Genomic DNA, 23,340 nt, shown 5'->3' with positions numbered 1-23,340 from the left:
TGCCCTGAACCGCTGCGGTTCTTGCGACCGTCAGCGCCTGTGAAATGTCTTTGGCATTCGCTCGAGCGAGTAGCAGACAACGCGCTTTGTTAGCGCTAACATCGGCATTATTGGTAGGTCTGGTTTAGAACGTCAAATACTGAAAAATTAGTCCTATATTCTTTTTGGTTTTTAACAGGATTATCCCTTGAGCGAAGACAAACCGCGCAAACGCCGTGGCGCCGGGCGTGTCACCTTGAATACCGTGGCCCGCCAGGCCGGGGTGTCGGCGATTACCGTGTCGCGTTACTTCAACCAGCCGGAACAGGTGTCACCCGAACGCCGCGAGCGCATCGCCGAGGTGGTGGCCGAGCTGGGTTACGTGCCCAACCTGGTGGCCGGCGGGCTGGCGTCGGCGCGTGGGCGCATCGTGGCGATGGTGATCCCGAACATCTCGGGGCCGATCTTTGCCAATACCATCCAGGGCTTCAGCGACACCCTCAGCCGGCATGGCTATCAACTGTTGTTGGCGTCGAGTTACTTCAGCGCCGAGCAGGAAGAGAGCGCGGTGCGTGCGTTCCTTGGCTGGTCGCCGGCGGCGCTGGTGCTGACCAGCCGCTTCCACAGCGCGGCGACTGAAAAGATGATCGCCGACGCGGATATTCCGGTGGTAGAAACCTGGGACTACGTGCCCGAGCGCGCGCCCTTGCAGATCGGGTTTTCCCACTACGAAGTGGGCGTCACCGCTGCGCGTTATCTGCATGGGCAGGGTTATCGGCGCATTGCTTTCGTGCAGAACAGCGCAGCCGGTGACTTCAGCGCCATGGAGCGGGGTGAGGGCTTCGCCGCGACCTTGATCGCGTTGGGTGTGCAGCCCTGGGTCTTCGCTCCCGACGCGGATCGCGCGCCTTTCGACGCCGGCAAACAGGCGATGGAAGCGCTGATGAGTCACGCGACGCCGCCGGATGCGATATTTTTCGCCAATGACAACCTGGCGGCCGGTGGTCTGCTGGCTGGGCAGCGGGCCGGGCTGAAGATCCCCGAGAAGTGCGCGGTGCTCGGTTTCGGCGATTACCCGTTCGCCGAAATGCTGTTGCCGAGCCTGAGTACGATCAAGCCGCCCGCATTGGAAATAGGTGTGTTGGCCGCTACCCGCGTCCTTGAAAGTTTGGGTGTGCTGCCTGTAGAAGATGAAGTAACGCGTTTGAATTTATTGGAATGCCGTTTGATTGCGCGTGAAAGCGCCTAAGTGGCTAATTGCAACTAGTGGGATGATGGCTATTAGCTGCTAAGGCTCTGGCGCAAGGTTCTTGGCGATTATGTTTATTTTATTCCCCTGTTTCAGGAACTAGGTCTATAACTTCCAGTCGATAACCCCGGCTTACTTTTCCCTGGGTTATGGCTAACTAATGGCATGTTTCCGTAGTTTCAAATAGCCATACTTTCTCGTAACACTAGATACCTGAACATTATGTCGTCAGCGCCTATCGATGCCTGCCAGATGCAGATCCCGCACACCGAGCAGGTGTGTGCGTGGCTGATGCAGCATGCCGGGCTGAAAACCGTGGACCTGGAGCGCGCCCGACGCCTGTCCACGGACGATCTGTTGAGTCTGCTGACGCGTCTGGGCCTGGTCTCCGAAGTTGAATTGGCCCGTGCCTGGGCGGCGTTGCTCGACGCGCCGCTGTTGCTGGCCGACGCCGCGCCGCCGCTGCTCGATCCCTTGCCTGCACTGACCGAACGCTTCATGCGTCACTACCAAGTGGTGCCCATGGGCTGGCACCAGAACGGCCTGCGGGTGCTGGCCGCCAATCCGGCACAACGGTATCCGTTCCAGGCCCTGGCCTATGCGTGCCAGGTGCCGGTGTGGCTGGCGATCGGCCCGCGCAATGAAGTCGACACGTTGATCGAGCGATACTACGGCCAAGGCCGCTCGGCCATGGGCACCCTGATCGAGAACCTCGATGAGCAGGGCGGCGCCCAGGAAGATATCGAACACCTCAAGGACATGGCCTCCGAAGCGCCGGTGATCCGGCTGGTGAACTTGATTCTGCAACGCGCCGTGGAGCAGCGCGCCTCGGATATTCATATCGAACCCTTCGAGAACCAACTCAAGGTACGCTATCGCATCGACGGCGTACTGCACGATGCCGAAGCGCCGCCGGTCAGTTCGTCGGCGGCGGTGATCTCGCGGGTGAAGATCATGGCGCGGCTGGACATCGCCGAACGTCGGCTACCCCAGGACGGGCGCATCATGCTGCGCATCCAGGGCAAGGAGCTCGACCTGCGGGTGTCCACGGTGCCCACCAGTTTCGGCGAGTCGGTGGTGCTGCGCCTGCTGGACCGGCAAACCGTGCAGTTCGACTTCCCGAGCCTGGGGTTCGACGGCCAGCGCCTGACCGCTTTCCTCGACCTGCTCGAGCGGCCTCACGGCATCCTGCTGGTCACCGGGCCCACCGGTTCCGGCAAGACCACCACGCTCTACACCGCCCTGTCGCGGCTCAACACCGCCGAGCGCAAGATCATCACCGTGGAAGACCCGGTGGAGTACCAGCTCGAAGGCATCAACCAGATCCAGGTCAAGCCCGCCATCGGCCTGGACTTCGCCGGGGCACTGCGTTCCATCGTGCGCCAGGACCCGGACGTGATCATGATCGGCGAGATCCGCGACCTGGAAACCTGCCGCATCGCCATTCAATCGTCGCTGACCGGGCACCTCGTCCTTTCCACCCTGCACACCAACAGCGCCGCGGCAAGTATCACGCGGCTGCTGGACATGGGCGTGGAAAGCTACCTGATCGCCTCGACCGTCAGCGGCATTCTCGCCCAGCGCCTGGTGCGGCGCTTGGACCCGGCCAGCCGCGTGGCCTTTGAAGCGCCGTCGGAACTGATCGCAGAACATGGCCTGGATCGTCTGACCGAGCAGCGTCCGATCCTGCTCTATCGCGGGGACTATCACGGTCGCAGTGCGCTCACTGAGCTGCTGGTGATGAACGATGAGCTGCGCAGCCTGCTGATGCGTCACGCCGATGCCGCTACGCTGGAACAGGCCGCACGCCGCGCCGGTTTGCGCACCCTGTATGAAGAAGGGCTGCGCCAGGCCTTGGCCGGTATTACCTCGTTGGAAGAAGTGCTGCGCGTCACCCGTGGGGACAGCGCGTGAGCCTGTTCAAGTTCCGCGCCTTGGACAACCAGGGCATGCCGCAGAACGGTACGCTGGAAGCCACGGATCAAGTTGCCGCCGTCGCCGCCTTGCACAAGCGCGGCCTGTTGCTGTTGCAGATTGAAGCAGCCGGCAGACCCCTGCTGCGCAACCCACGTGGGCAGTTGAAGGGCACGGCGTTGGTGAGTTTTACCCAGCAGTTGGCGACGCTGTTGGGGGCCGGCCAGCCTCTGGAACGCTCGTTGACCCTGTTGCTCAAGCAACCCGGCCCCGCTCAGGTGCGCGCGCTGATCGAGCGCATCCGCGATCACGTCAAGGCCGGCAAACCACTGTCCGCCGCGTTGGAACACGAGGGCGACAGCTTCTCACCGTTGTACCTGAGCATGGTGCGTGCCGGTGAGGCCGGTGGCGCGCTGGAAAGTACCCTGCGTCAGCTCAGCGATTACCTGGAACGCAGCGAGCGGCTGCGCGGCGAGGTGATCAATGCGCTGATCTATCCGGCCTTTCTGGTGGTGGGCGTGCTGGGTTCCCTGGCGTTGTTGCTGGCGTATGTGGTGCCGCAGTTCGTGCCGATCTTCCAGGACCTGGGCGTGCCGATTCCGTTGATTACCGAGGTGATTCTGGCCTTGGGTGAGTTCCTGGGCAGCTATGGCCTGGTGGTGTTGGCCGGGCTGATCGTCAGCGGTGGCTGCTGGGCCGTACGCCTGCGCAATCCGGCATTTCGAGAACAATACGATCGACGCCTGCTCGGCATTCGCGTGATCGGCCCGTTGTTGCAACGGGTCGAAGCGGCACGCCTGACGCGCACCCTCGGCACGCTGCTCAACAATGGCGTGGCGTTGCTGCAAGCCTTGGTGATTGCGCGGCACGTCTGCACCAACCGCGCGTTGCGGGCTCAAGTGGGCCATGCGACGGAATCGGTAAAAGGCGGCGGTACTCTCGCCAGCGCGTTCGGCAGCCAGCCGCTGTTGCCCGAGCTGGCCCTGCAAATGATTGACGTCGGTGAACAGGCCGGCGAACTCGACAGCATGTTGCTCAAGGTCGCCGACATCTTCGACGTCGAAGCCAAGCGCGGCATCGACCGCCTGCTTGCCGCACTGGTGCCGTCCCTGACCGTGGTCATGGCGGTGCTGGTGGCGGTGATCATGTTGGCGATCATGCTGCCGCTGATGAGCCTGACCAGCAATATATGAAGGAGCTTGACCCATGAGAAAACCACGCCGCCAAAGCGGTTTCACCCTGTTGGAGATGCTCGCGGTGATCGTGTTGCTGGGTATTGTTGCCACCATCGTCGTGCGCCAGGTCGGCGGCAATGTCGACAAGGGCAAGTACGGCGCGGGCAAGGCGCAGCTGGCCAGCCTGAGCATGAAGATCGACAGCTACGCCCTCGACGTCGGCGCGCCGCCCACCAGCCTGCAACAGTTGGTGGACAGGCCCGGCGGTTATGCCAAGCCTTCTGACCTCAAGGACCCGTTCGGGCATGCCTTTGGCTATCGTTTTCCCGGCGAGCACGGGGCCTTCGACCTGATCTTTTACGGTCAGGATGGCCAGCCGGGCGGCGAAGGTTATAGCGCCGACCTGGGCAATTGGGAATAACGCGGCCATGGTCCAGCGCGGCTTTACCCTGCTGGAGATGCTAGTGGTGATCCTGTTGATCAGCCTCGCCGCCAGCTTGCTGGGGCTGGGCGTGCGCCAGGGCCTGCAGGCGGCAAAAGAGCGCCGCGCGGTGGGGCAGGTGGTGGAAGCGCTGCGCACCACGCGGGCGGGGGCGATAGTCAGCGGGCAGGCGGCACGGACTTCATTCGATATGCAAGACCGTACGTTCCAGGCGCCGGGACGTGCGCTGCAACGGTGGCCGTCCGAGCTGCAAGTGACACTGCACACCGCCGAGCAGGTGGGCCCCTCCGTCGAGTTCTATCCCGACGGTAGCTCCACGGGCGGCAATCTTCTATTGGCGAATGGCACCCGGCGTTGGCGCATCGATATCGGCTGGCTCACCGGCAGCGTGCAATCCAAGGCGCTGCCATGAAGCACCAGGCCGGGTTCACGCTGCTGGAAATGCTCGCCGCGCTGACACTGATGGCGGTGTGCAGCACGGTGCTGCTGGTTGCGTTCGGCCAGAGCGCGCGCTCGTTATCCCAGGTGGCCCACAGTGATCGGCTTACCCAGGCGGCGCTGACGATTTTCGATCAGGAGGCAGCGGGACGATTGAGTAACGGCGTCAGCCAAGGCGAGCTCGACGGTATTCACTGGCAACTGATCAGCACCCGGCAACAGACGCATGTGTTTCGCCTCGACCTGACGCTCAGCGAAGGCCCGCACCAGGCCCGTTTCAGCACCTTGAAGGCGCGCCTGTGAAGCGCCGCGAGCAGGGCTTTACCTTGCTGGAAATCCTCGTAGTGCTCAGTTTGTTGGGCGTTTTGCTGGTGCTGGTTGGGGGCGCATTGCTGGGTGCCAATCGTGCCGTGTCCAAGGCCCAGGCGTATACCGTGAGCCTGGATGAAGTGCGCGCCGCTCAACAGTTTTTACGCACGGCGATCAGCGAGGCGTTGCCGCTGGCGGTGGGCGAGGGCGATGGTTTTTTTGTTGGCACGGCGCAGCGGCTGGAGTTTGTCTCGACCTTGCCCGGTGTGCTCGGTGGTGGGATCCACCGGTTCAGCCTGCAACGGGTCGAACAGGATTTGCAGGTCGGCTTTTCTCAGCGTGAACCGCAGGTGCTGCTGAGAAACATCGAAGGGTTGCAGTTCAGCTATCGCGGCGTGTCACCGCTGGGTCAACCCACCGGCTGGGTCAGTGAATGGCCATGGCCCAAACGCCTGCCTGCGGCCGTGCGCATCGCCGCCAGCGTCGACGGCCCGGTGACCTGGGTCACCCAGGTGATTGCTTTGCGCTTGAACCTGTCCAGCGGGAGCGTGGAAGAGTGAGGCGCCAACGCGGTGCGGCCCTGCTGTTGGTGCTGTGGGTGCTTGCCTTGCTCAGCGTGTTGCTCGGCGGCCTGGCCGGCTGGGTGCAGTTGGAAAGCCGACAGGCCCTGTGGCTGCGCCAGCACACACAAACCGTGCTGGCCGCCGAAGCCGGTATCGCCCTGGTCATGGCTGACCGGCGCTGGGTGGCCGAGGGCCGCGAGATTCCTTTGGTGTTTGATGACGCCCAGTTGCACGTCAGCCTGCGCAGCGAGCGCGGCAAGCTTTACCTGATCAACGCCGAGGCACAGGATTTCACGCGCCTGGCCCTGGCCTGCGGCGCCACCCCAGCCCAGGCGACGCAACTGTCCAAGGCCCTCGACGCGCGCCGCCGACAAGGCCTGGCGCCGTTCCGGGTGCTGGAAGAAGTGCGCCAACTGCCCGGCATGACCCAACTCCTCTACAGCCAATTGCTGCCCGAGATCACCCTGTGGAGCGACCTGGACCGCCCCGATCCCGCCTTCGCCAGCCCGCTGATGCGCAAGGCGCTGAACCTGCCGCGCCAGAACGCCGAAGGTGCCGATCCGGGAGAAGTGCTGGTCGTCGACAGCCGCGCCGAGCGCCCTGGCGGTTATCAGGCGCGGCTGCAAGTCACTGTTTTATTGAGCCCATCGGAGGACAGCGCACAACCCTACCGGGTGCTGCGTTGGCAAGAATGAATCGACTGGAACCCATTGCCCGACACTGGCGCGGCAGCCTGTTGCAACAGGGTTGGCGCTTGTGGCTCGCGGAGTTGCGCGCTTGTGTGCCGAGTTGGTTGGCACGGCCAGAACCGCCGGAGCAGATCCACCACTGGCCGTTAGCGGCGCCAGCCACGTCGGACAGCGCGCGCCAGGTGCTGATGCTTGGCGCGGATGCCGTGCTGCTGCAGCGCGTGCAACTGCCTTTGGCCGCCGGACGCAACCTCAACGCGGTGGTCGGTTATGAGCTGGACCGCTACACCCCGTTCGAGGCCGACCAACTCTACTTCGTCGCGCGTCAGGAACGGCGTACGTCCACCCACCTTGAGGTCACGCTGGTAGCGATCCTGCGCGAACGCCTGGACCAGATTCTCAGCGACTGCACCGCCCTAGGCCTGCATCCCCATCGCGTGGATGCGGCCAACCTCGGCATCGACCTGCTGCCCCCGCCGCTGCGCCCGCGCCAACGCCCGCCGGGCATGGGTTTGCAACGCAGCCTGCCGTGGTTGTGCGGGGCCTTGCTGATCGCAGCGATGCTGCTGTGGCTCAACGACCGCCAACGCGTCATCGACGCCATGCACGCCAGTGTGCAGCAACAGAAAGCCGAGGTCGCCGAGGTGCATGCCCTGCGCCAGCAACTGCTCAATACCCGGGGCGCGGCGCAGTACCTTACCCGACGCAAACTGGCGCAACCGCCCCTCGCCGCGCTGCTCAACGACCTGACCACCTGCCTGCCCGCCGACACTTGGCTGGATCAATTGGACGTGAAGGACGGCGAGATTTCCTTCTCCGGTCAAAGCGCCAAGGCCAGCGCACTGATTACCCGCATCAAAGGCTGCCGCAGCCTGGAAAACGCCCAGTTCGAAGGGGTGATCCAACCCGATGCCCGCACCGGCAAGGACCAGTTTGCCTTGCGTGCCCACCTACGCCAGGAGGCCGCCGATGCGCCGATCCCTCACACCCCGTGAACGCCGTGGCGCTGCCTTGCTGGTGTTGGCGTTGGTACTCGGCACGGCCTACTGGCTGCTGATCGACAGCTGGTTCGCCGGCCCCCTGCGCGACATGGGCGAACAGGCCGAACAGTTGCGCGAGCAACAGCAGCGCTATGCCGGCGTGTTGCGTCAACGTGATGCGCTGCGCCAACAGCTTGAGCAAGCCCGCCAGGACCCGGCCAGCAGCACCAGCCTGTTGCCGGGGGATGACCCAGACGTGGTGGCCGCCGACCTGATGCAGCGTCTTGCCGACCTGATCAACAGCCACGCCAACCTCGGCGGCGGTTGCAGTCTGACCCAGCGCAAGCCCATCACGCCGGAGCAGGACGACGGCGAGCCGTATCGCCAGGTCAAGGTCAGCCTGACCCTCGATTGCGCCATCGAACCGCTGGAAGCGCTGCTGCATGAGCTGGAGTACCAGCCGCCGTTCCTGTTTGTGGATGAACTGCGCATCCGCCGTAGCCAACAGGCGCCGGCCAGTGGCGGTGCGGGCAAGCTGGTGGTGCACCTGCTGGTGCGCGGTTACCTGCAACCGGCGCGGGTGACGCCATGATCAGCAGATTACGCCCCGTGGAGTGGGGCCTGCTCGGCTTGTCGGGTTTGCTGGGCCTGTTGATGGCGGTGATCCTGAGCAGCATCGGTGATGAACCGCAATGGCTGCCTGAAGCGCCCGCGCACGCCCATCCCACCGCCCAGGTACAGGTCGCGCCGAGCGTCCCGCTGGAAAACCTGGCCGCCACTTGGCAAGCACCGCTGTTCAGCCCCGACCGCAGTCCGGATCGCGTCGTGGGCAAAGCCCAGGTCACCAGCCTGGCCAACCTGACCCTCAGCGGCATCATGATCACCGGCAACCTGCAAATGGCCATGCTTAAGCAAACCGACGGCCGCGCCCTGACCGTCCGCCTCGGTCAGGCCCTGCCCAACGGCTGGCGCCTGGACCACCTCAGCCCGCAATACGCCCGATTCAGCCTGAATGGCCGCACGCAAACCTTGAGCCTCTACGCCAAGCGCCTGCCGCCGCCGTCCAACCGGCCCCCCATCACTTTGCCCCGCGAGCCCCTCCCTTGATCGACATGCGCACCTCAACGTTTTGCCTGGCGACCGCTTTTGTCCTGAGCGGTTGTGGATCCTTTCCCGACCGTCTGGATGCGGACGACGATCTGCTGCACGAAGCGATGCAAGGCACCGGCTCGCAACGCTTGCCGACGGAGCAAGCCGCGCCGGAAAGTCCACCGCCTGCGGTTAAAACACCAACGCAGCGCCAACTGATCCGTGGCAACCAGCAGTTCGTGCGCGGGCCGGCAGCACAGCCGGTGGCGAAAGAGGAGGGCGGCGATATCGTCTTCAACTTCGCCGACCAGCCCATCGAAGCCGTGATCAACAGCGTGATGGGCGACCTGCTGCATGAAAACTACAGCATCGCCCAAGGCGTGAAGGGTAATGTGAGCTTTTCCACTTCCAAGCCGGTGGACAAACAACAGGCGCTGTCGATCCTCGAAACCCTGCTGTCCTGGACCGACAACGCCATGATCAAACAGGGTGACCGCTACGTGATCCTGCCCGCCAGCCAGGCGGTGGCGGGCAAGCTGGTGCCGCAGATGAGCGTGGCGCAACCGTCCAGCGGCCTGTCGGCGCGGTTGTTCCCACTGCGCTATATCTCCGCCACCGAGATGCAGAAATTGCTCAAGCCGTTCGCGCGTGAGAATGCATTTTTACTGGTCGACCCAGCCCGCAACGTGTTGAGCCTGGCCGGCACTCCGGATGAGCTGGCCAATTACCAGGACACCATCGACACGTTTGACGTGGACTGGCTCAAGGGCATGTCGGTGGGCGTGTTCGGCCTGCAACGGGCTTCCGTGGCCGAATTGATGCCCCAGTTGCAAAGCCTGTTCGGCCCTGACAGCGGCATGCCCCTGGCCGGTATGCTGCGCTTTCTGCCGATTGAACGGACCAACTCGGTGGTGGCGATTTCTTCCCAGCCGCAGTACCTCAGCGAAGTGGGCGACTGGATCCGCACCATCGACGAGGGCGGCGGCAACGAGCCGCAGATGTACGTCTACGACGTGCGCAACATGAAGGCCGCCGACCTGGCCAAGTACCTTCGGCAGATCTACGGCACCGGGGCGATCAAGGACGACACACCGGCGAAGGTCGCGCCTGGCCTGCGCACCACGACCCTGTCGTCACTCAATACCGGCGGCTTGCAGAACAATCCGCCTGCTGGCGAAGCGCCGGAACCGGACGAGAAGGACGTCGCGCCCACCAGCGCGCTCGAAGCCGGCACCCGCATTACCGCGCAAAAGAGCAGCAATCAACTGCTGGTGCGCACCCGGCCCGCGCAATGGAAAGAGATCGAAGCGGCGATCAAGCGGCTCGATAACCCGCCGCTGCAAGTACAGATCGAGACGCGCATCCTAGAGGTCAAGCTCACCGGTGAACTGGACTTGGGCGTGCAGTGGTACCTGGGGCGGCTGGCGGGTAATTCCTCCAGCACCACCGTCGCCAATGCTTCCGGCAGCCAGGGCGCACTCGGCGGTGGTGGGGCGGGGTTGGGGGCGACGGATTCGTTGTTCTACTCGTTTGTCAGTTCGAATCTGCAGGTGGCGTTGCATGCGCTGGAAACCAATGGCCGCACCCAGGTGCTGTCGGCGCCGTCGCTGGTGGTGATGAACAACCAGCCGGCGCAGATTCAGGTGGGGGACAACATTCCCATCAGCCAGACCACCGTCAACACCGGGGATGCGGATACCACCTTGAGCAGCGTCGAGTATGTGCAGACCGGGGTGATCCTCGACGTAGTGCCGCGGATCAATCCGGGGGGCTTGGTGTATATGGATATCCAGCAGCAGGTCAGTGATGCCGAGAACCAGAGTGGTAACAGCGACACGCCGGTGAACCCGCGTATCTCGACGCGTTCGGTGTCGACGCAGGTGGCGGTGCAGAGTGGGCAGACGGTGTTGCTGGGGGGGTTGATCAAGCAGGACAACGGGGAGAGTGTGAGTGCGGTGCCGTATCTGGGTAGGGTGCCGGGGTTGCGGTGGTTGTTTGGGAGTACTAGCAAGTCGAAGGATCGGACGGAGTTGATTGTGTTGATTACGCCTAAGGTGATTACCAGTAGTGGGCAGGCGCGGCAGGTGACGGATGATTATCGGCAGCAGATGCAGTTGTTGCGGCCTGGTCAGTAGGTGTACATATCCGTTGCTGCGGTAATGGCGGCTTATGGTTCCGCTCTTACAGCGGCTCACTTTTGAAAAGCGCAAAAGTAAGCAAAACGCTCTTGCCCCAACACTCGGCACCTCGCCTAGGCTCGGTGTGCCCTCACTCCGGCTTGAATCCGTGGGCCGCCGCGATGGGCCATCCTTGGCCCAGCGCGGCTAACCCGGCGTCCTGCCGGGTTACCCACGGATTCAAGCCTGCGTTCGGCCAGCGTGTTTGACGGGGCGCCTAAGATCAAGATCAAGAGCGACTCGCTTCGCATCGTGGATACGCGGACTTGTAGGAGCCGGCTTGCCGGCGAAAAACGTGAGACCGCCGCGTTTTGTCTGGTTCCCCCACGTCATCGTTGAAGACCATCGCCGGCAAGAACTAGGCGTCCCCCCGGCTCCTACAGGACCGCGTTTGCTTTTGCTCTACACCACTCAAGCCGGCTGTCAGGCCGCTGTGCTTTTGCTTTTGATTTTGATCTTAGGCGCCCCGTCAAACACGCTGGCCGGAATTCGACAGGGATTTGGGGGGTAAACCGGCAGGGATGCCGGTTTAGCCGCCCCGCGCCATGGATGGCGCGTGGCGGCGGCCCCCCAAATCACTGTCGGATTACGGGCACACCGAGCCTAGGCGAGGTGCCGAGTGTTGGGGCAAGAGCCCTTTTGGTTACTTTTGGCTGGGCCGGCATTCCGGGCTCTTTTCCAAAAGTGACCCGCTGTAAGAGCGGAACCATAAGCAGCCGTTACCGCAACAACGGATATGTACTCATGCCCAGTTTCAAAAAAACATTACCAATACGAATAAAATATCTAATAAATAATGAAATCTAAGAATATTAGCTTATGCCCAAATAGCATTATATTTTTAAAATCCATTCCGTTATGTTTGAACTCAACAGCCTACCCCTGACCTCGGATGGTACCAATCTAGATTCGGATTCTGCGCTGCCACCCCGCAGCAGAATCGTTGGAAGGGAGTTCAACGTATGTTGCCAATTCAAACCTCGCCCCACACCTAGCCCCAAATCGCCCTGACACCCCAGAAAAAACCCGAGCACCGCGCCCACCCGCGTGACTGCCCGACTTCGCGATTTGGAAACGCAGGAATGCATATGAAGCGAGCCCTACAACCCACCGCCGCACTGGCCCTGGCCATCCTGGCCAACACCGCCCAAGCCCAGGACGACAGCACCCTGTCCACCGTAGTGGTCACCGGTAACCGCGGCGCCGAGCAACGCACCGTCACCAGCAGTCCGGTGCCGATCGATGTAGTCAGCGCCAAGCAATTACAGAACACCGGCAAGCCCGGCCTCATGGAAGCTCTGAGCGCCGTGATCCCGTCCCTGACCCTGCCGGAAAAAACCGGTTGGGACGCCAGCGGCATCGCCCGCGCCCCCAACCTGCGTGGCCTGAGCGCCGCCGAAGTGCTGGTGCTGGTCAACGGCAAGCGCCGTCATACCGCTGCCACCCTCAACATCAACGGCATCAACACCGGCGCAGCCCCGGCCGACCTTGACCTGATCCCTATCAGTGCCATCGATCACGTGGAAGTCCTGCGCGACGGCGCCGCCGCCCAATACGGTTCCGACGCCATTGCCGGGGTGATCAACGTGATCCTCAAGGCCGACACCAGCGGCACCTCGGTGACCAACGTCGGCCAGGGTTATGACGGCAAGAAACAGACCGTGCAGCAAAGCCTCAACAAGGGTTTCGAGATCGGCAACGGCGGCATTGTCCAACTGGCCCTGGACGCCCGCAGCCAGAATGACGACAACAAGGCCAGCGCCAACGGCTACAGCTACGCGCAAGCCTACGAGCAAGCCGGGCGGTCGACTTATGGTGGCTACGGCACACCCAAGACCAACCTGCTGACCCTGGGCTACAACGCCGAACTGCCGATCGATGACAGCTTCAGCCTGTACTCCTTTACCACCTATTCTCGCCGCAAGGCCGAGCAGGGCCAGAACTTTCGCCTGCCGACCATCACCAACACCATCACCACCGGGCCGAACGGTTATCCCGCTGGCTACACGCCGACCTGGTTCATTGATGAAGACGATTTCCAGGCGGCATTCGGCGGTAAAGGCACCATTGGCGAGTGGAACTGGGACCTGTCCACCACCTACGGGCGTAACGACGCGGAGCAGGGCACCACCCATAACCAGAACCCGTCGTTGGGCGAGGCCACGCCGAATCACTTCACCTCCGGCACCTGGATTTCCACCGAGCTGACCACCAACCTCGACTTCAAGCGCGGCTTCGATATCGGCCTGCAAAAACCCTTGGACCTGAGCGTCGGCTTCGAACATCGGCGCGACACCTATGAGGTGCAGGCCGGCGATTATGAGTCCTATGCCAATGGCGGCTACTGCGTGGCGCCGGGCAACTGTGCGTCGTCGGGCGCGCAGGTCACCAACGGCATTTCGCCGGATGAAGAAAGCAGCGCGTCGCGCAACAGCTTGGCCAGTTATGTCGATGTGGGCTTCAACCCGGTGCCCGACTGGTACGTTGGCACGGCGTTCCGCTACGAACACTACAACCAGGGCGTCGGCGCCACCCGCAGCGGCAAGCTGACCACCCGTTATGATTTCACCCCGCAGTTCGCCGTGCGCGCCACTGTCAGCAACGGCTTCCGCGCGCCGTCCCTCGCCAACAGCCTGTTCAGTGCGCGCTCCACCACGTATGGCGTGGTTGACGGCGTGTACCAGTCGATCAACTACGGCGTGTTGCCGGTGGGCTCAGCTGCCGCCCAGGCCCTCGGCGCCCAGGAGTTGAAGCCGGAGCGCTCAACCAACTTCAGCCTCGGTTTCACCCTCACGCCCACTGATCGCCTGAGCTTCACCGCCGATGCCTATGTGATCAACCTGCGCGATCGCATCACGCTCACCGGCACCTTGCTCGGCCCCGAGATCACCCAGGTATTGCAGAACAACGGCATCAACTCCACCTCCGGCGGCCAGTACTTCATCAACGGCGCCGACACCCGCACCAAAGGCCTGGACCTGGTCAGCAACTACAGCCAGGACCTCGGCCAGTACGGCGCGGTGAAGTGGACCGCCGCGTTCAACTGGAACCAGACGCGGATCCTCAACTACAAGGAGTCCACCAATATCCTGGGCACGTCCTACGAGTTGATGAACCGCGAGGCGCGCAACCTGATCACCGGCGTGCAGCCCAGCACCAAGCTGATCCTCGGCGGCGACTGGAGCATCGATCGCTTCAACCTCAACCTAGCCCTGACTCGCTACGGTTCCTACAAAGAAGTGAACGCGTCGGCCAATCGCGACCTGGACCGTATCTACAGTGCCAAGTGGATCACCGATCTCGACCTTGGCTACAACCTCACCAAAGACCTGAATATCGCTGTTGGCGCCAAGAACCTGTTCGATATCTACCCCAAGAAACAAGGGGTGCCGAGCAGCACCATGGTCAGCAGTTACGGCGTCTATTCGCCCTACGGTTTTACCGGCGGGTACTACTACACCCGCTTGACCTATGCCTTCTGAGGCCGAGGAACACACCATGCCCATCGTCGCCAAATCCTATGACCTGATTGACTCGCCCAGCCCGGTGCGCCAGGCCCGTGTCTCCACGCCGATCAAGGCCCTGCAAGTGGTGCCCGCACGGCATCCCTGGCGCTGGGCCGGGTCGATCTTCGCGGCGCTGGTGCTGCTGGCCATCGTGCATTCCCTGGCCACCAACCCGCGCTGGGAGTGGGGTGTGTTCGGCCAGTGGTTTTTCTCGCCGTCGGTGCTGCGTGGGCTGGGGCAGACGCTGTTGCTGACGCTGTTGAGCACGGTGTTCAGCATCATTCTCGGCACGGCGCTGGCGTTGGCGCGACTGTCAGGCTCGCCGCTGCTGGCGGCGTTGGCCTGGGGCTATATCTGGTTCTTCCGCTCGATGCCGGCGTTGCTGGTGCTGATCATCCTGTACAACTTTGCCTACCTGTATGACCACATCGTGCTCGGCGTGCCGTTCACCTCGGTGGTGTTCGCCGAGTGGTCCACCGTGGACGTGCTCAGCCAGTTCACCGTGGCCGTATTGGGCTTGAGCCTGATGCAGGCGGCGTACGCGGCGGAGATCATTCGCGGCGGGCTGATCGGTGTGGATGCCGGGCAACACGAAGCCGCTGCGGCGTTGGGTTTGCCTGCCTCGCGACGGATTTTCCGGATCATCCTGCCGCAGGCGCTGCGTTCGATCCTGCCGTCGGGTTTCAATGAAATCATCGGCCTGGTCAAGGGTACCTCGATTGTCTATGTGCTGGCCTTGCCTGAGCTGTTCTACACCGTGCAGGTCATCTACAACCGCACCCAGGCGGTGATCCCGCTGCTGATCGTGGCGACGGTCTGGTACTTGATCATCACCACTGTGCTGACCAGCGCGCAGTACTACGTCGAGCGCCATTTCGCCCGTGGCACCGCACGGGTGCTGCCGCCCACGCCGTTGCAACGCCTACGCGGTTGGTTGAAGGAGAAAACCCATGGCTGAAGCACGCGCCGGGCGCATTCAGATCCAGGGCGTGGGCAAGCGCTTTGGCAACCAACAGGTGTTGCAAGACATCGACCTGACCATCGATCCGGGCAAGGTCACGGTGATCCTCGGGCCATCCGGCTCGGGCAAGTCCACCTTGCTGCGCACCATCAACCACCTGGAAAAGATCGACAGCGGGCATATCACCATCGACGGTGAATACGTCGGCTATCGCCGCAAGGGTGACCTGCTCTACGAGCTCAAAGAGCGCGAAATTCTCAAGCGCCGCATCGACGTGGGCTTTGTGTTCCAGAACTTCAACCTGTTCCCGCACCTCACCGCCTGGGAGAACGTCGCTGAGGCGCCCCTGGCCCACAAGCGCTGGAACAAGGCCGAGGCCCCAACCAAGGCGGCCGAGCTGCTGGCCAAGGTGGGTCTGGCGGATAAGGTCGATGCCTACCCGCGCCAGCTCTCCGGCGGCCAGCAACAGCGTGTCGCCATCGCCCGCGCTTTGGCGCTGGACCCCAAAGTGCTGCTGTTCGATGAACCCACCTCGGCGCTCGACCCGGAGCTGGTGGGCGAAGTGCTCGATGTGATCAAGGGCCTGACCCAACTGGGCGTGACCCTGGTGATCGTCACCCACGAAATCGGCTTTGCCCGTGAAGTGGCCGATCACGTGGTGTTCCTCTGCGACGGCCAGTTGATCGAAGAAGGGCCGCCCGAGCAGATTTTCCGCCAACCCCGACATCCCCGCACCGTGGCTTTTCTCGGCAAGGTGCTTTAGTTCAAGGAGTGACTGCCCATGATTATCTCTACCGCCCGTATCGCCCTGTTGACGCTGACCGTCAGCACCGCACAAAGCGCGTTCGCCGTGCAACAGGTCGACCTCAGCCCCGACCGTGCGCGCATTCATGTACCGCGTAACGAAGCGGCCATCGCGCAGATCCCGCCGGGCTTCAAGTTCGCCCAGCCGGGCAAGTTCACCGTGGCCGTGTCCGGTGTGGCCGGGCCGCCTCTGGCGCTGCTGGCCAGCGATGACAAAACCACCATCGGCAGCGAGGCCGACACTGCGCAACTGGTCGCCGACAGCCTGGGCCTACAACTCAACGTGGTGCAGACCAGCTGGGAAGACTGGCCCCTGGGCGTCAGCTCGGGCAAGTACGACGCGGTGATCAGTAACGTCACGGTGACCGAGGCGCGCAAGAAGCGTTTCGACTTCGCGACTTATCGCCAGGACGTGCTCGGGTTCTATGTGAAGAGCACCAGCAAGATCAGCGCGATCAAGCAGGCCGAAGACATTGCCGGGCTGAAGATCATCGTTGGCTCCGGCACCAACCAGGAAAAGGTCCTGTTGGCCTGGAACGACGCTAATGAAAAAGCCGGCCTCAAACCGGCGCTGTTGCAGTACTTCGACGACCAGGCCGCCGCGCAACTGGCGGTGCAATCCGGGCGCAGCGATGCGCTGTTCGGGCCTAACTCGGTGTACGCCTATTCGGCGGCAATCACCGGAGGTATCAAGCTTGTCGGCACGGTCAATGGTGGCTGGCCTTTAAAAGCCGACATCGCGGTGACCACGCGCAAGGACAACGGCCTGGTCAAGCCGATCCACACCGCCCTGGAAGGCGCGATTGCCGGCGGCCAATACGAACAGGTGCTGCAACGCTGGGGCCTGGATATCGAGCGCGTCGACCAGTCGTTGATCAACCCACCGGGCCTACCGGATTAAGGAGCATCGAACATGGGACTGACACGACGTGAAGCGCTGTCGAGCATTGCTGCGGTAGGCGGCGAAAAGGCAGTCAAGGAGGCACTGGCGGTATTGGGCCTGGGGCCGTCGTCACACCGTCGCCCGCAACCGCTGAAACTCAAGGAAGGCCTGGGGCAGGGCACCCGCGTGCTGGTGTTGGGCGCCGGGATCGCGGGGCTGGTGACGGCACTGGAGTTGAGCCGCGCCGGGTTCGAGGTGCAAGTGCTGGAGGCGCGTGACCGCGTGGGCGGCCGCACCTGGACGATCCGCAACGGCGATCGTGTGGATTACAAGGACGGCCGCACGCAAACCGCAACGTTCGAACAAGGGCACTACTTCAACGCCGGGCCGGCGCGGATTCCCAGCCAGCATCGCACCATTCTCGACTATTGCAGCGAGTTGGGCGTGCCGCTGGAGGTGCTGGTCAACAGCAGCCATGGCGCCCAGGTGCGGCCGGATGTGAGCAAGCCGGCATTCACGGTGGGCCAGGCCATCAACGATGCACGGGGGCATGTGTCCGGCTTGCTGGCCAAGGCGGTGCAGCGTGATGCCCTCGATGATGTATTGAGCGGTGAGGAACGCAGGCGATTGCTGGTGTTCCTGCAGGTGTATGGCGACCTGTCACAGGCGCTGGCCTTCGAGGGCACGATCCGTTCGGGGCACCTGGAATCACCTGCGCACCCCGGCGCCTTGCCCGCCAGTCGTAGCCCGTTATCACTCGATCAACTGCTGCATCCGGAGCTGTGGGGCGCGTTGCTGCACACGGAGTTCCCGGAGTTCTCCGCCACCATGTTCCAGCCGGTGGGCGGTATGGACCGCATCACGGATGCCTTCTACAAGCGCGTCCGGGGCCAGGTGCAACTGGGCGCCCAGGTGCGGCAGATCCGCCAATTGGAAGACGGTGTAGCCGTTACTTATCACGACAAGCTCAGCGGTCGCGAACAAGTGGTACGTGCCGATTACCTGATCTCGACCCTGCCGTTGCCGCTGCTGGCCAAGCTCGACACTGACTTCAGCGACCCGATCAAGGCCGCCTTGCTCAGCACCCGCAGCGACCAGGCAACCAAAGTGGCGTGGCAGTCGCCGCGATTCTGGGAAACCGACTACCGCACCTACGGGGGCCTGTCGTGGATCGAACACCCGGCGCGCCTGCTGTGGTACCCGAGCAACGACCTCAACACCCGCGAAGGCTTGCTGGTGGCGGGCTATGTGACCGGGGAGGGCGCCGACGTATTTGGTGCGCAACCGTTCGACCAGCAGTACGCCACCTCGAAAGAAGCTGTGGAGCTGCTGCACCCCGGCTATTCCAAACACTTGCGCAATCCGTTGGCGGTGTCCTGGGAACAGATCCCCTACAGCGAAGGCCCGTGGCTGCAACGCGAACACTTTCCGGCCGACGCCAGCGCCTTGCTCGAAGCCGGCCACGGCCGTGTGTACTTTGCCGGTGATGGGTTGGTGCAGAGCGGCGTGGGCATCTGGCAGGAATCGGCGGCCAATTCGGCGCGCCATGTGGTCGGGCAACTGGCGGAACGGGTTACCCAACAACGGCACAGCGCGGCACTTGCCGCTTCATAAGGAGAGTCATCTTGAGCAACAGCATTCAACGTACCAGCGTCGGCGATTTCCCAATCTCGCAGACGGTCACCGTACCGGCTTCCGCCAGCCTGATTTTTGTCAGCGGCACCCTGCCCGATCTGCACGACGCAAACGCCCCGGCGGGCACGCCGGCCGCCTATGGCACTACCGAAGTGCAGACGGTGTCGGTGTTCAACAAGCTGCGCAAGATCTTGCGCCAGCAAGACCTGGACCTGGGCGACATCGTGCAGTTGCGGGTGTTTCTGGTAGGAGCCGAAGAGACAGGCGGCAAGCTGGATTTCGCCGGCTTGCAGGCAGGCTACACGCAGTTCTTTGGCACGCCTGAGCAACCGAATAAACCGGCGCGCACGGCGTTGCAGGTGGTGGCATTGCCGTTGCCCGGAGCGTTGGTCGAAGTGGAGGCGATCGCGGCAAGAGCGGTGTGAGACTCATCGACTTTTTGCGATCACACTGCTCATGTACTGGTTCAAATCGCGGAAGTCGTTAACCCTCCAAGCGAACGGTGCCAGCTTCACGCCGTTCTCTCGCAAGGTTCTTGGGATCAAGTCGCCATTGGGACGAAGGATGATCGACGAGACAATAACGCCTGGATAATCATTCAGGCGTTTTTTGAACGCGGCGGTGGTCAGGTCAGGGGTGGGGGGATTGCTCTTGTTGGCCAAGGGGCCTGTGCCTTTGATATCGGCGCCGTGACACATCGCACACCGCTGGGAAAAGAGAGTTTTCCCGTTGAGGTTATCCGCGAAGGACAGTGAGGGTTGGGTGAGCGATAACAGGCCGAGCCAAGCGATAAGTACCCGTTTCATATCCATATGACCTTGTGGCTTGAATCAGATTGGGATCGAGGGAAGAACCTGATGCCAGCGCGTTGAGTTTGAAAGGTCGCCATTCTCCTTGTTTTCTCATGATCGTGTCCAAAGCCGCTTCAACGCCCCGCGACAGCGCTGTTGTTTGTTATGCCTGTTTCGGAGGTTTTTGCTTGGTTTAGATCAGTAATTTTAATAATTAGCATAGATCTACAAAGCCTTTCACAAGCCCCGCTCGCGGGCATTAAGGTCGATCTCCACAGGCCAGCACCGCGGCCATCCACGGAGGAATACCCTGATGCCCACCTCACCCCGGCAACTCAAATTCGGCGCCATTCTCACCGGTGTCGGCACTGCACAAAACGAATGGCTGCACCCGCAGATCCCCGGCGATGCCAGTGTGGATATCGACTGGTACCGCGCCCAGGCCCAGCAGGCAGAAGCGGCCAAGTTCGACCTGGTGTTCATCGTCGACAGCCCCTACATCACGCCGGATTCCGCGCCGCATTTCCTCAACCGCCTGGAGCCCTTGACGCTGCTCTCGGCCATCGCCGGGGCGACCTCGAAAATCGGCCTGGTGGCGACCCTTACGACCTCCTATACCGAACCCTTCAACGTGGCGCGGCAGTTTGCGTCCCTGGACCACATCAGCGGCGGCCGCGCCGGCTGGAACGTGGTCACCACCGGCTTGGAAGGCGCGGCCGGTAACTTTGGCCGCGAGCAACACATCGACCACACCGAGCGCTATCGCCGCGCAGCCGAACACCTGGAGGTGGTGCAGGGCTTGTGGGACTCCTATGAAGACGACGCCTTTGTGCGTGACAAGCAAACCAAGGTGTTCCTCGACCCGCAGCGCCAACACCGCCTCGATCACCATGGCGAGTTTTTCTCGGTCACCGGGCCGCTGAATATAGCCCGTTCAGCCCAAGGCCAACCGGTGATTTTCCAGGCGGGAATCTCCGAATCCGGGCGCAGCCTGGCGGCCAACTATGCCGAGGGAATTTTTGCTGGCGTGGGCAATTTCGAAGATGCCCAGGCGTACTACAGCGACATCAAAAAACGCACCGCCGCCGCTGGACGTAACCCTGACCACGTAACCATCCTGCCGGGTATTTCGCCAATCATTGCGGATACCGATGAGCAGGCCCAGGCCATCGACCGCGAGCGCAATGGCGAGCTGGATCTGCACAAAGCGTTGGTGCAGTTAGGCCGGCCATTCAATTACCACGACTTCAGCCAATATCCGTTGGATGAGCCGTTTCCGGAATTGGGTGACTTGGGCAGCAATGGCTATCGCGGGCATGCGGAGAACATCAAGCAAGTCTCCCGTGAACAGGGTCTGACGTTGCGTCAGGCGGCGCTGCGGTTTGCCAAGCCGTTTTCCAGTTTCGTCGGCTCGCCCAAGACCGTGGCGAATGAGATCGAGCGCTGGTTTGTGGAGGGCGCGGTGGATGGGTTCAACATCCATGTGGGCGCGCCGGAGGACTTTGCGCGGTTTACCGATCAGGTGTTGCCGCTGTTGCGCGAGCGCGGGTTGTTTCGCAGTGAGTACAGTCACAGCACGTTGCGCGGGCACTTGGGGCTGCCGGTGCCGGTGAATCGGCATACGGCAGCATCCCAGGCCCGTTCAGCCGCGCGGGCTATTGCTGCAACTGCAACGCCTGTTGCTTGAGCATGCGCTTTTGCTCAAACGGCAACTTCTCATCATCCCCATACGGCGCGCTGTACCAGTTGCCATACGTCGGGTTGGGCAACAGAAACCAGCGCTGCCCCAGCCAGTTCACATAAGGCGCCACGGCCTTGCGTTGATCCGCGACGGTGTTGTGCTCGGCCTGGACGAAATCCCCCAGGGAATCACCGGCCATCAACAACACGCGGGCATGGGCGGCGACCCATTGGCGGCGGCAGTTCTTGCCGTAGCCGGCGCTTTCGCAATGGCCGGTGGGCGTGCTGGCGGCGAGGACACGTACGTCGCTTTCCACCGGGAAACCGCGCAGGCGCAGGTTTTTCACGGTGGCGGCGACCTGGCTGTGTTCGCGGTTGGTCAGGTAGTAGACCGCGATACCTTTCTGCTGGGCCGCTTGCACGAAGGCGACTGCGCCGGGCAATGCCTGGGCCTTGGCCTGGTCGACCCAGGTGTTCCAGCGGTCGTAGGAATAAACCTGGTTGTTGACCACATCGCGGGCGTTGAGCGGCACGTTGTCCAGCAGGGTTTCGTCGATATCGACCACGATCGCCGGCGGCAACCCTTTGAGGTTGCGCGGGGGGAAGGGCAGGGCGTCCCAGGTCGGATCAGCCAGCGCCACGTCGAGTTGGCGGGTGGCATTGGCGAAGAGCTGACGGTAGATCAGCTCATGCTCGATGGAGGTCTGTGTCCAGAGCACGGCGTCGAGTTGGTCGTTGGCGGGTGGCGTTTGTTGGCAGCCCGCCAGCAGGCAGAGGCTGGCGAAGATCAGGTTACGCATGGACAGTCTCGCAGATGAAAGTTGGATGGGCGCACATTAGCCTAATCACGTGCGCCATACAGGCAGGATGTTTTCATCAATCGCCCAATGCGGCTGGCCAGGTCGCAGGCATACACCCCCCACCCATCGCGCATGACTGGCATGATCCCGCCAGTGGGCATGGCCGTTGAGCACGGTTTGCCCCAGCGCAGTCAACGCCAGCACCTGGTGTGGCCATTCCAGGTGCGTCTCGGTGGCCGTCAGCAAAGGGTTGTCGCCATCGATTAGCGGCCGCAGCAGCGCGTGAAACATCATGTCCCCCAGAAACGGTAGCGGTTCGCGCTTGGCCATCAACTCGGCAAAGACCCGGCCGAATGGCGTTGGTCCAGCCTCGGCGAGGTAAGTCAGGGTCAGGCGTTCGGTCAGCGACAGCCCATCGCGCAGACCTGGCAACTCCTGCAACTGACGCAACAGCGCCGGGGCCAGCAATGGCAAGGCGGGATGGCTGCCATGGGCCAATTGCGCCCACTTGACTGGCGAGCTGTCGCAATATGCCGACCAGGCCTCTTTGGCGAGTTGCACGGCGTGATCATCGATCAAGCGCCGTTGCGGCCACAGCCAGGCCAACACATCCGGCGCCAGTTGGCCGATGCCGATAAAACGCTGCACGCCGGGAATGCGGTCGACCTCGATCAGTTCCAGCTTGCGCGGTGCTTGCTCAAGACCCGCCAGTGCGCGAATCAGGAACAGTTGGTCATACGCATCCGCTTCGCACCACAGCACACTGTGATCGGCGCTGGCCAAGGCTTCGAGGTGGTCGTATTCAGCATCGACACGACGTGCCGCATCAGCTTCATCGATGGCAAAGGCCTGGCTGATAAAAGCGCTGCGCATGGCGCGGAAGGCTTGGCTGGGCAGATCGCGGACCGGGCCCATGCACAGCGGGTCGGTGAGCATCCGAAACTGTCCCTTGAACCCCGCCAGCTGCAGGCTGTGGGCAATGTCATTGCCGCAGCGCCAATGGGTGGTGCGGGCTTCGTCGCTGGCAGTAAAGTCGGGGTGGCGGGCGGCGAATTCGATAGCATCGATATGCGCCTTGAGCTTTGGCCAACTGCTGAAACCCAGCTGCTTGGCGATTTCCCATTGGGCCAGGGACAAGGTCGCGTTCGGGTCTTGGGCTTTGAGGCGTGGCAGCAGTTCCTTGGCACGCTTGCGCTGCTGTTCAAGGTTGAGGCGGCCATCGGAATTGAAGTGGCGGGACATACGATCTCCTTGCACAAACCTTTTCCGCTTCAAG

22 protein-coding genes are annotated in these 23,340 nt (G+C 62.5%); 19 read left to right on the top strand and 3 right to left on the bottom strand.

Annotated elements, in window-relative coordinates:
- Positions 1–187: 187 nt before the first annotated feature.
- From RB216_RS19080 to RB216_RS18995, 18 genes are all read left to right on the top strand, one after another.
- Entirely contained in the window at positions 188–1,228 is a 1,041-nt protein-coding gene (locus RB216_RS19080; RefSeq protein ID WP_028617076.1) for a LacI family DNA-binding transcriptional regulator, read from the top strand.
- A gap of 222 nt (positions 1,229–1,450) precedes the next feature.
- Positions 1,451–3,142 carry a type II secretion system ATPase GspE gene (gene gspE / locus RB216_RS19075; RefSeq protein ID WP_305381833.1) on the top strand — a complete coding sequence of 564 codons (1,692 nt, stop codon included), beginning with the start codon at positions 1,451–1,453 and terminating at the stop codon, positions 3,140–3,142.
- The gene (gene gspF, locus RB216_RS19070; protein ID WP_028617074.1) at positions 3,139–4,335 is read left to right on the top strand and encodes a type II secretion system inner membrane protein GspF; all 1,197 of its coding nucleotides are present in this window, start codon (positions 3,139–3,141) and stop codon (positions 4,333–4,335) included. The genes gspE and gspF overlap by 4 nt, the downstream gene beginning before the upstream one ends.
- 13 nt (positions 4,336–4,348) lie before the next feature.
- The gene (locus RB216_RS19065) at positions 4,349–4,738 is read left to right on the top strand and encodes a type II secretion system protein GspG (RefSeq protein WP_016978124.1); all 390 of its coding nucleotides are present in this window, start codon (positions 4,349–4,351) and stop codon (positions 4,736–4,738) included.
- Positions 4,739–4,745: 7 nt separating this feature from the next.
- Entirely contained in the window at positions 4,746–5,171 is a 426-nt protein-coding gene (locus RB216_RS19060) for a GspH/FimT family pseudopilin (RefSeq protein WP_068937169.1), read from the top strand.
- Complete coding sequence (locus RB216_RS19055) at positions 5,168–5,500, top strand: type II secretion system protein (protein ID WP_068937170.1); 333 nt, start codon at positions 5,168–5,170, stop codon at positions 5,498–5,500. The genes RB216_RS19060 and RB216_RS19055 overlap by 4 nt, the downstream gene beginning before the upstream one ends.
- The gene (locus tag RB216_RS19050) at positions 5,497–6,066 is read left to right on the top strand and encodes a prepilin-type N-terminal cleavage/methylation domain-containing protein (RefSeq protein ID WP_068937171.1); all 570 of its coding nucleotides are present in this window, start codon (positions 5,497–5,499) and stop codon (positions 6,064–6,066) included. The genes RB216_RS19055 and RB216_RS19050 overlap by 4 nt, the downstream gene beginning before the upstream one ends.
- The gene (locus RB216_RS19045; RefSeq protein ID WP_308907746.1) at positions 6,063–6,764 is read left to right on the top strand and encodes a type II secretion system minor pseudopilin GspK; all 702 of its coding nucleotides are present in this window, start codon (positions 6,063–6,065) and stop codon (positions 6,762–6,764) included. The genes RB216_RS19050 and RB216_RS19045 overlap by 4 nt, the downstream gene beginning before the upstream one ends.
- A complete protein-coding gene (locus tag RB216_RS19040; RefSeq protein WP_308907745.1) occupies positions 6,761–7,753 on the top strand; it encodes a PilN domain-containing protein in 993 nt (330 codons plus the stop codon). The genes RB216_RS19045 and RB216_RS19040 overlap by 4 nt, the downstream gene beginning before the upstream one ends.
- A complete protein-coding gene (gene gspM / locus RB216_RS19035) occupies positions 7,728–8,330 on the top strand; it encodes a type II secretion system protein GspM (RefSeq protein WP_028617067.1) in 603 nt (200 codons plus the stop codon). The genes RB216_RS19040 and gspM overlap by 26 nt, the downstream gene beginning before the upstream one ends.
- On the top strand, positions 8,327–8,845 hold the full coding sequence (locus tag RB216_RS19030; protein WP_308907744.1) for a type II secretion system protein, XpsN-like: 519 nt from the start codon (positions 8,327–8,329) through the stop codon (positions 8,843–8,845). The genes gspM and RB216_RS19030 overlap by 4 nt, the downstream gene beginning before the upstream one ends.
- A 5-nt stretch (positions 8,846–8,850) precedes the next feature.
- On the top strand, positions 8,851–10,962 hold the full coding sequence (gene gspD / locus RB216_RS19025; RefSeq protein WP_308907743.1) for a type II secretion system secretin GspD: 2,112 nt from the start codon (positions 8,851–8,853) through the stop codon (positions 10,960–10,962).
- A gap of 1,130 nt (positions 10,963–12,092) precedes the next feature.
- Positions 12,093–14,486: a TonB-dependent receptor plug domain-containing protein gene (locus tag RB216_RS19020; RefSeq protein WP_308907742.1), complete on the top strand. Its 2,394-nt coding sequence runs from the start codon at positions 12,093–12,095 to the stop codon at positions 14,484–14,486.
- A 16-nt stretch (positions 14,487–14,502) separates the two neighbouring features.
- Positions 14,503–15,468 carry an amino acid ABC transporter permease gene (locus RB216_RS19015; RefSeq protein ID WP_028617063.1) on the top strand — a complete coding sequence of 322 codons (966 nt, stop codon included), beginning with the start codon at positions 14,503–14,505 and terminating at the stop codon, positions 15,466–15,468.
- A complete protein-coding gene (locus RB216_RS19010) occupies positions 15,461–16,234 on the top strand; it encodes an amino acid ABC transporter ATP-binding protein (protein WP_016978457.1) in 774 nt (257 codons plus the stop codon). The genes RB216_RS19015 and RB216_RS19010 overlap by 8 nt, the downstream gene beginning before the upstream one ends.
- An 18-nt stretch (positions 16,235–16,252) precedes the next feature.
- On the top strand, positions 16,253–17,176 hold the full coding sequence (locus RB216_RS19005) for an ABC transporter substrate-binding protein (protein WP_308907741.1): 924 nt from the start codon (positions 16,253–16,255) through the stop codon (positions 17,174–17,176).
- Positions 17,177–17,188: 12 nt separating this feature from the next.
- On the top strand, positions 17,189–18,772 hold the full coding sequence (locus RB216_RS19000) for a flavin monoamine oxidase family protein (protein WP_308907740.1): 1,584 nt from the start codon (positions 17,189–17,191) through the stop codon (positions 18,770–18,772).
- Between the two features lie 11 nt (positions 18,773–18,783).
- A complete protein-coding gene (locus RB216_RS18995) occupies positions 18,784–19,218 on the top strand; it encodes a RidA family protein (RefSeq protein ID WP_122726345.1) in 435 nt (144 codons plus the stop codon).
- A gap of 3 nt (positions 19,219–19,221) precedes the next feature.
- Here RB216_RS18995 and RB216_RS18990 read toward each other — a convergent pair whose 3' ends face one another.
- Positions 19,222–19,599: a c-type cytochrome gene (locus RB216_RS18990; protein ID WP_028617059.1), complete on the bottom strand. Its 378-nt coding sequence runs from the start codon at positions 19,597–19,599 to the stop codon at positions 19,222–19,224.
- A 298-nt stretch (positions 19,600–19,897) separates the two neighbouring features.
- Between RB216_RS18990 and RB216_RS18985 the strand changes: the two genes are divergently transcribed.
- Positions 19,898–21,271 carry an LLM class flavin-dependent oxidoreductase gene (locus RB216_RS18985; RefSeq protein WP_028617058.1) on the top strand — a complete coding sequence of 458 codons (1,374 nt, stop codon included), beginning with the start codon at positions 19,898–19,900 and terminating at the stop codon, positions 21,269–21,271.
- On the opposite strand, the gene RB216_RS18980 is transcribed toward RB216_RS18985, so the two are convergent.
- Together RB216_RS18980 and RB216_RS18975 are read right to left on the bottom strand one after the other, a co-directional pair.
- A complete protein-coding gene (locus RB216_RS18980) occupies positions 21,240–22,064 on the bottom strand; it encodes an HAD family acid phosphatase (RefSeq protein WP_028617057.1) in 825 nt (274 codons plus the stop codon). The genes RB216_RS18985 and RB216_RS18980 overlap by 32 nt on opposite strands.
- A 45-nt stretch (positions 22,065–22,109) precedes the next feature.
- Positions 22,110–23,306, bottom strand: a complete 1,197-nt coding sequence (locus tag RB216_RS18975; protein WP_308907739.1) for a DUF1835 domain-containing protein — start codon at positions 23,304–23,306, stop codon at positions 22,110–22,112.
- Positions 23,307–23,340 lie beyond the last annotated feature (34 nt).

It is taken from the genome of Pseudomonas canadensis, assembly GCF_030980095.1.
Lineage (GTDB): Bacteria > Pseudomonadota > Gammaproteobacteria > Pseudomonadales > Pseudomonadaceae > Aquipseudomonas > Aquipseudomonas canadensis.
This window is presented reverse-complemented; position numbering and strand designations above follow the sequence as displayed.

Excerpts from the sequence above, each read along its gene's own strand:
- RB216_RS19065 (WP_016978124.1), top strand. The coding sequence starts at position 4,349 with ATGAGAAAACCACGCCGCCAAAGCGGTTTCACCCTGTTGGAGATGCTC.
- gspM (WP_028617067.1), top strand. The coding sequence starts at position 7,728 with ATGCGCCGATCCCTCACACCCCGTGAACGCCGTGGCGCTGCCTTGCTG.
- RB216_RS19020 (WP_308907742.1), top strand. The coding sequence starts at position 12,093 with ATGAAGCGAGCCCTACAACCCACCGCCGCACTGGCCCTGGCCATCCTG.
- RB216_RS19060 (WP_068937169.1), top strand. The coding sequence starts at position 4,746 with ATGGTCCAGCGCGGCTTTACCCTGCTGGAGATGCTAGTGGTGATCCTG.
- RB216_RS19000 (WP_308907740.1), top strand. The coding sequence starts at position 17,189 with ATGGGACTGACACGACGTGAAGCGCTGTCGAGCATTGCTGCGGTAGGC.
- RB216_RS19040 (WP_308907745.1), top strand. The coding sequence starts at position 6,761 with ATGAATCGACTGGAACCCATTGCCCGACACTGGCGCGGCAGCCTGTTG.
- gspD (WP_308907743.1), top strand. The coding sequence starts at position 8,851 with ATGCGCACCTCAACGTTTTGCCTGGCGACCGCTTTTGTCCTGAGCGGT.
- RB216_RS18985 (WP_028617058.1), top strand. The coding sequence starts at position 19,898 with ATGCCCACCTCACCCCGGCAACTCAAATTCGGCGCCATTCTCACCGGT.
- RB216_RS19015 (WP_028617063.1), top strand. The coding sequence starts at position 14,503 with ATGCCCATCGTCGCCAAATCCTATGACCTGATTGACTCGCCCAGCCCG.
- RB216_RS18975 (WP_308907739.1), bottom strand. The coding sequence starts at position 23,306 with ATGTCCCGCCACTTCAATTCCGATGGCCGCCTCAACCTTGAACAGCAG.
- RB216_RS18980 (WP_028617057.1), bottom strand. The coding sequence starts at position 22,064 with ATGCGTAACCTGATCTTCGCCAGCCTCTGCCTGCTGGCGGGCTGCCAA.
- gspE (WP_305381833.1), top strand. The coding sequence starts at position 1,451 with ATGTCGTCAGCGCCTATCGATGCCTGCCAGATGCAGATCCCGCACACC.
- RB216_RS19030 (WP_308907744.1), top strand. The coding sequence starts at position 8,327 with ATGATCAGCAGATTACGCCCCGTGGAGTGGGGCCTGCTCGGCTTGTCG.
- RB216_RS18990 (WP_028617059.1), bottom strand. The coding sequence starts at position 19,599 with ATGAAACGGGTACTTATCGCTTGGCTCGGCCTGTTATCGCTCACCCAA.
- RB216_RS19055 (WP_068937170.1), top strand. The coding sequence starts at position 5,168 with ATGAAGCACCAGGCCGGGTTCACGCTGCTGGAAATGCTCGCCGCGCTG.
- RB216_RS19010 (WP_016978457.1), top strand. The coding sequence starts at position 15,461 with ATGGCTGAAGCACGCGCCGGGCGCATTCAGATCCAGGGCGTGGGCAAG.
- RB216_RS19005 (WP_308907741.1), top strand. The coding sequence starts at position 16,253 with ATGATTATCTCTACCGCCCGTATCGCCCTGTTGACGCTGACCGTCAGC.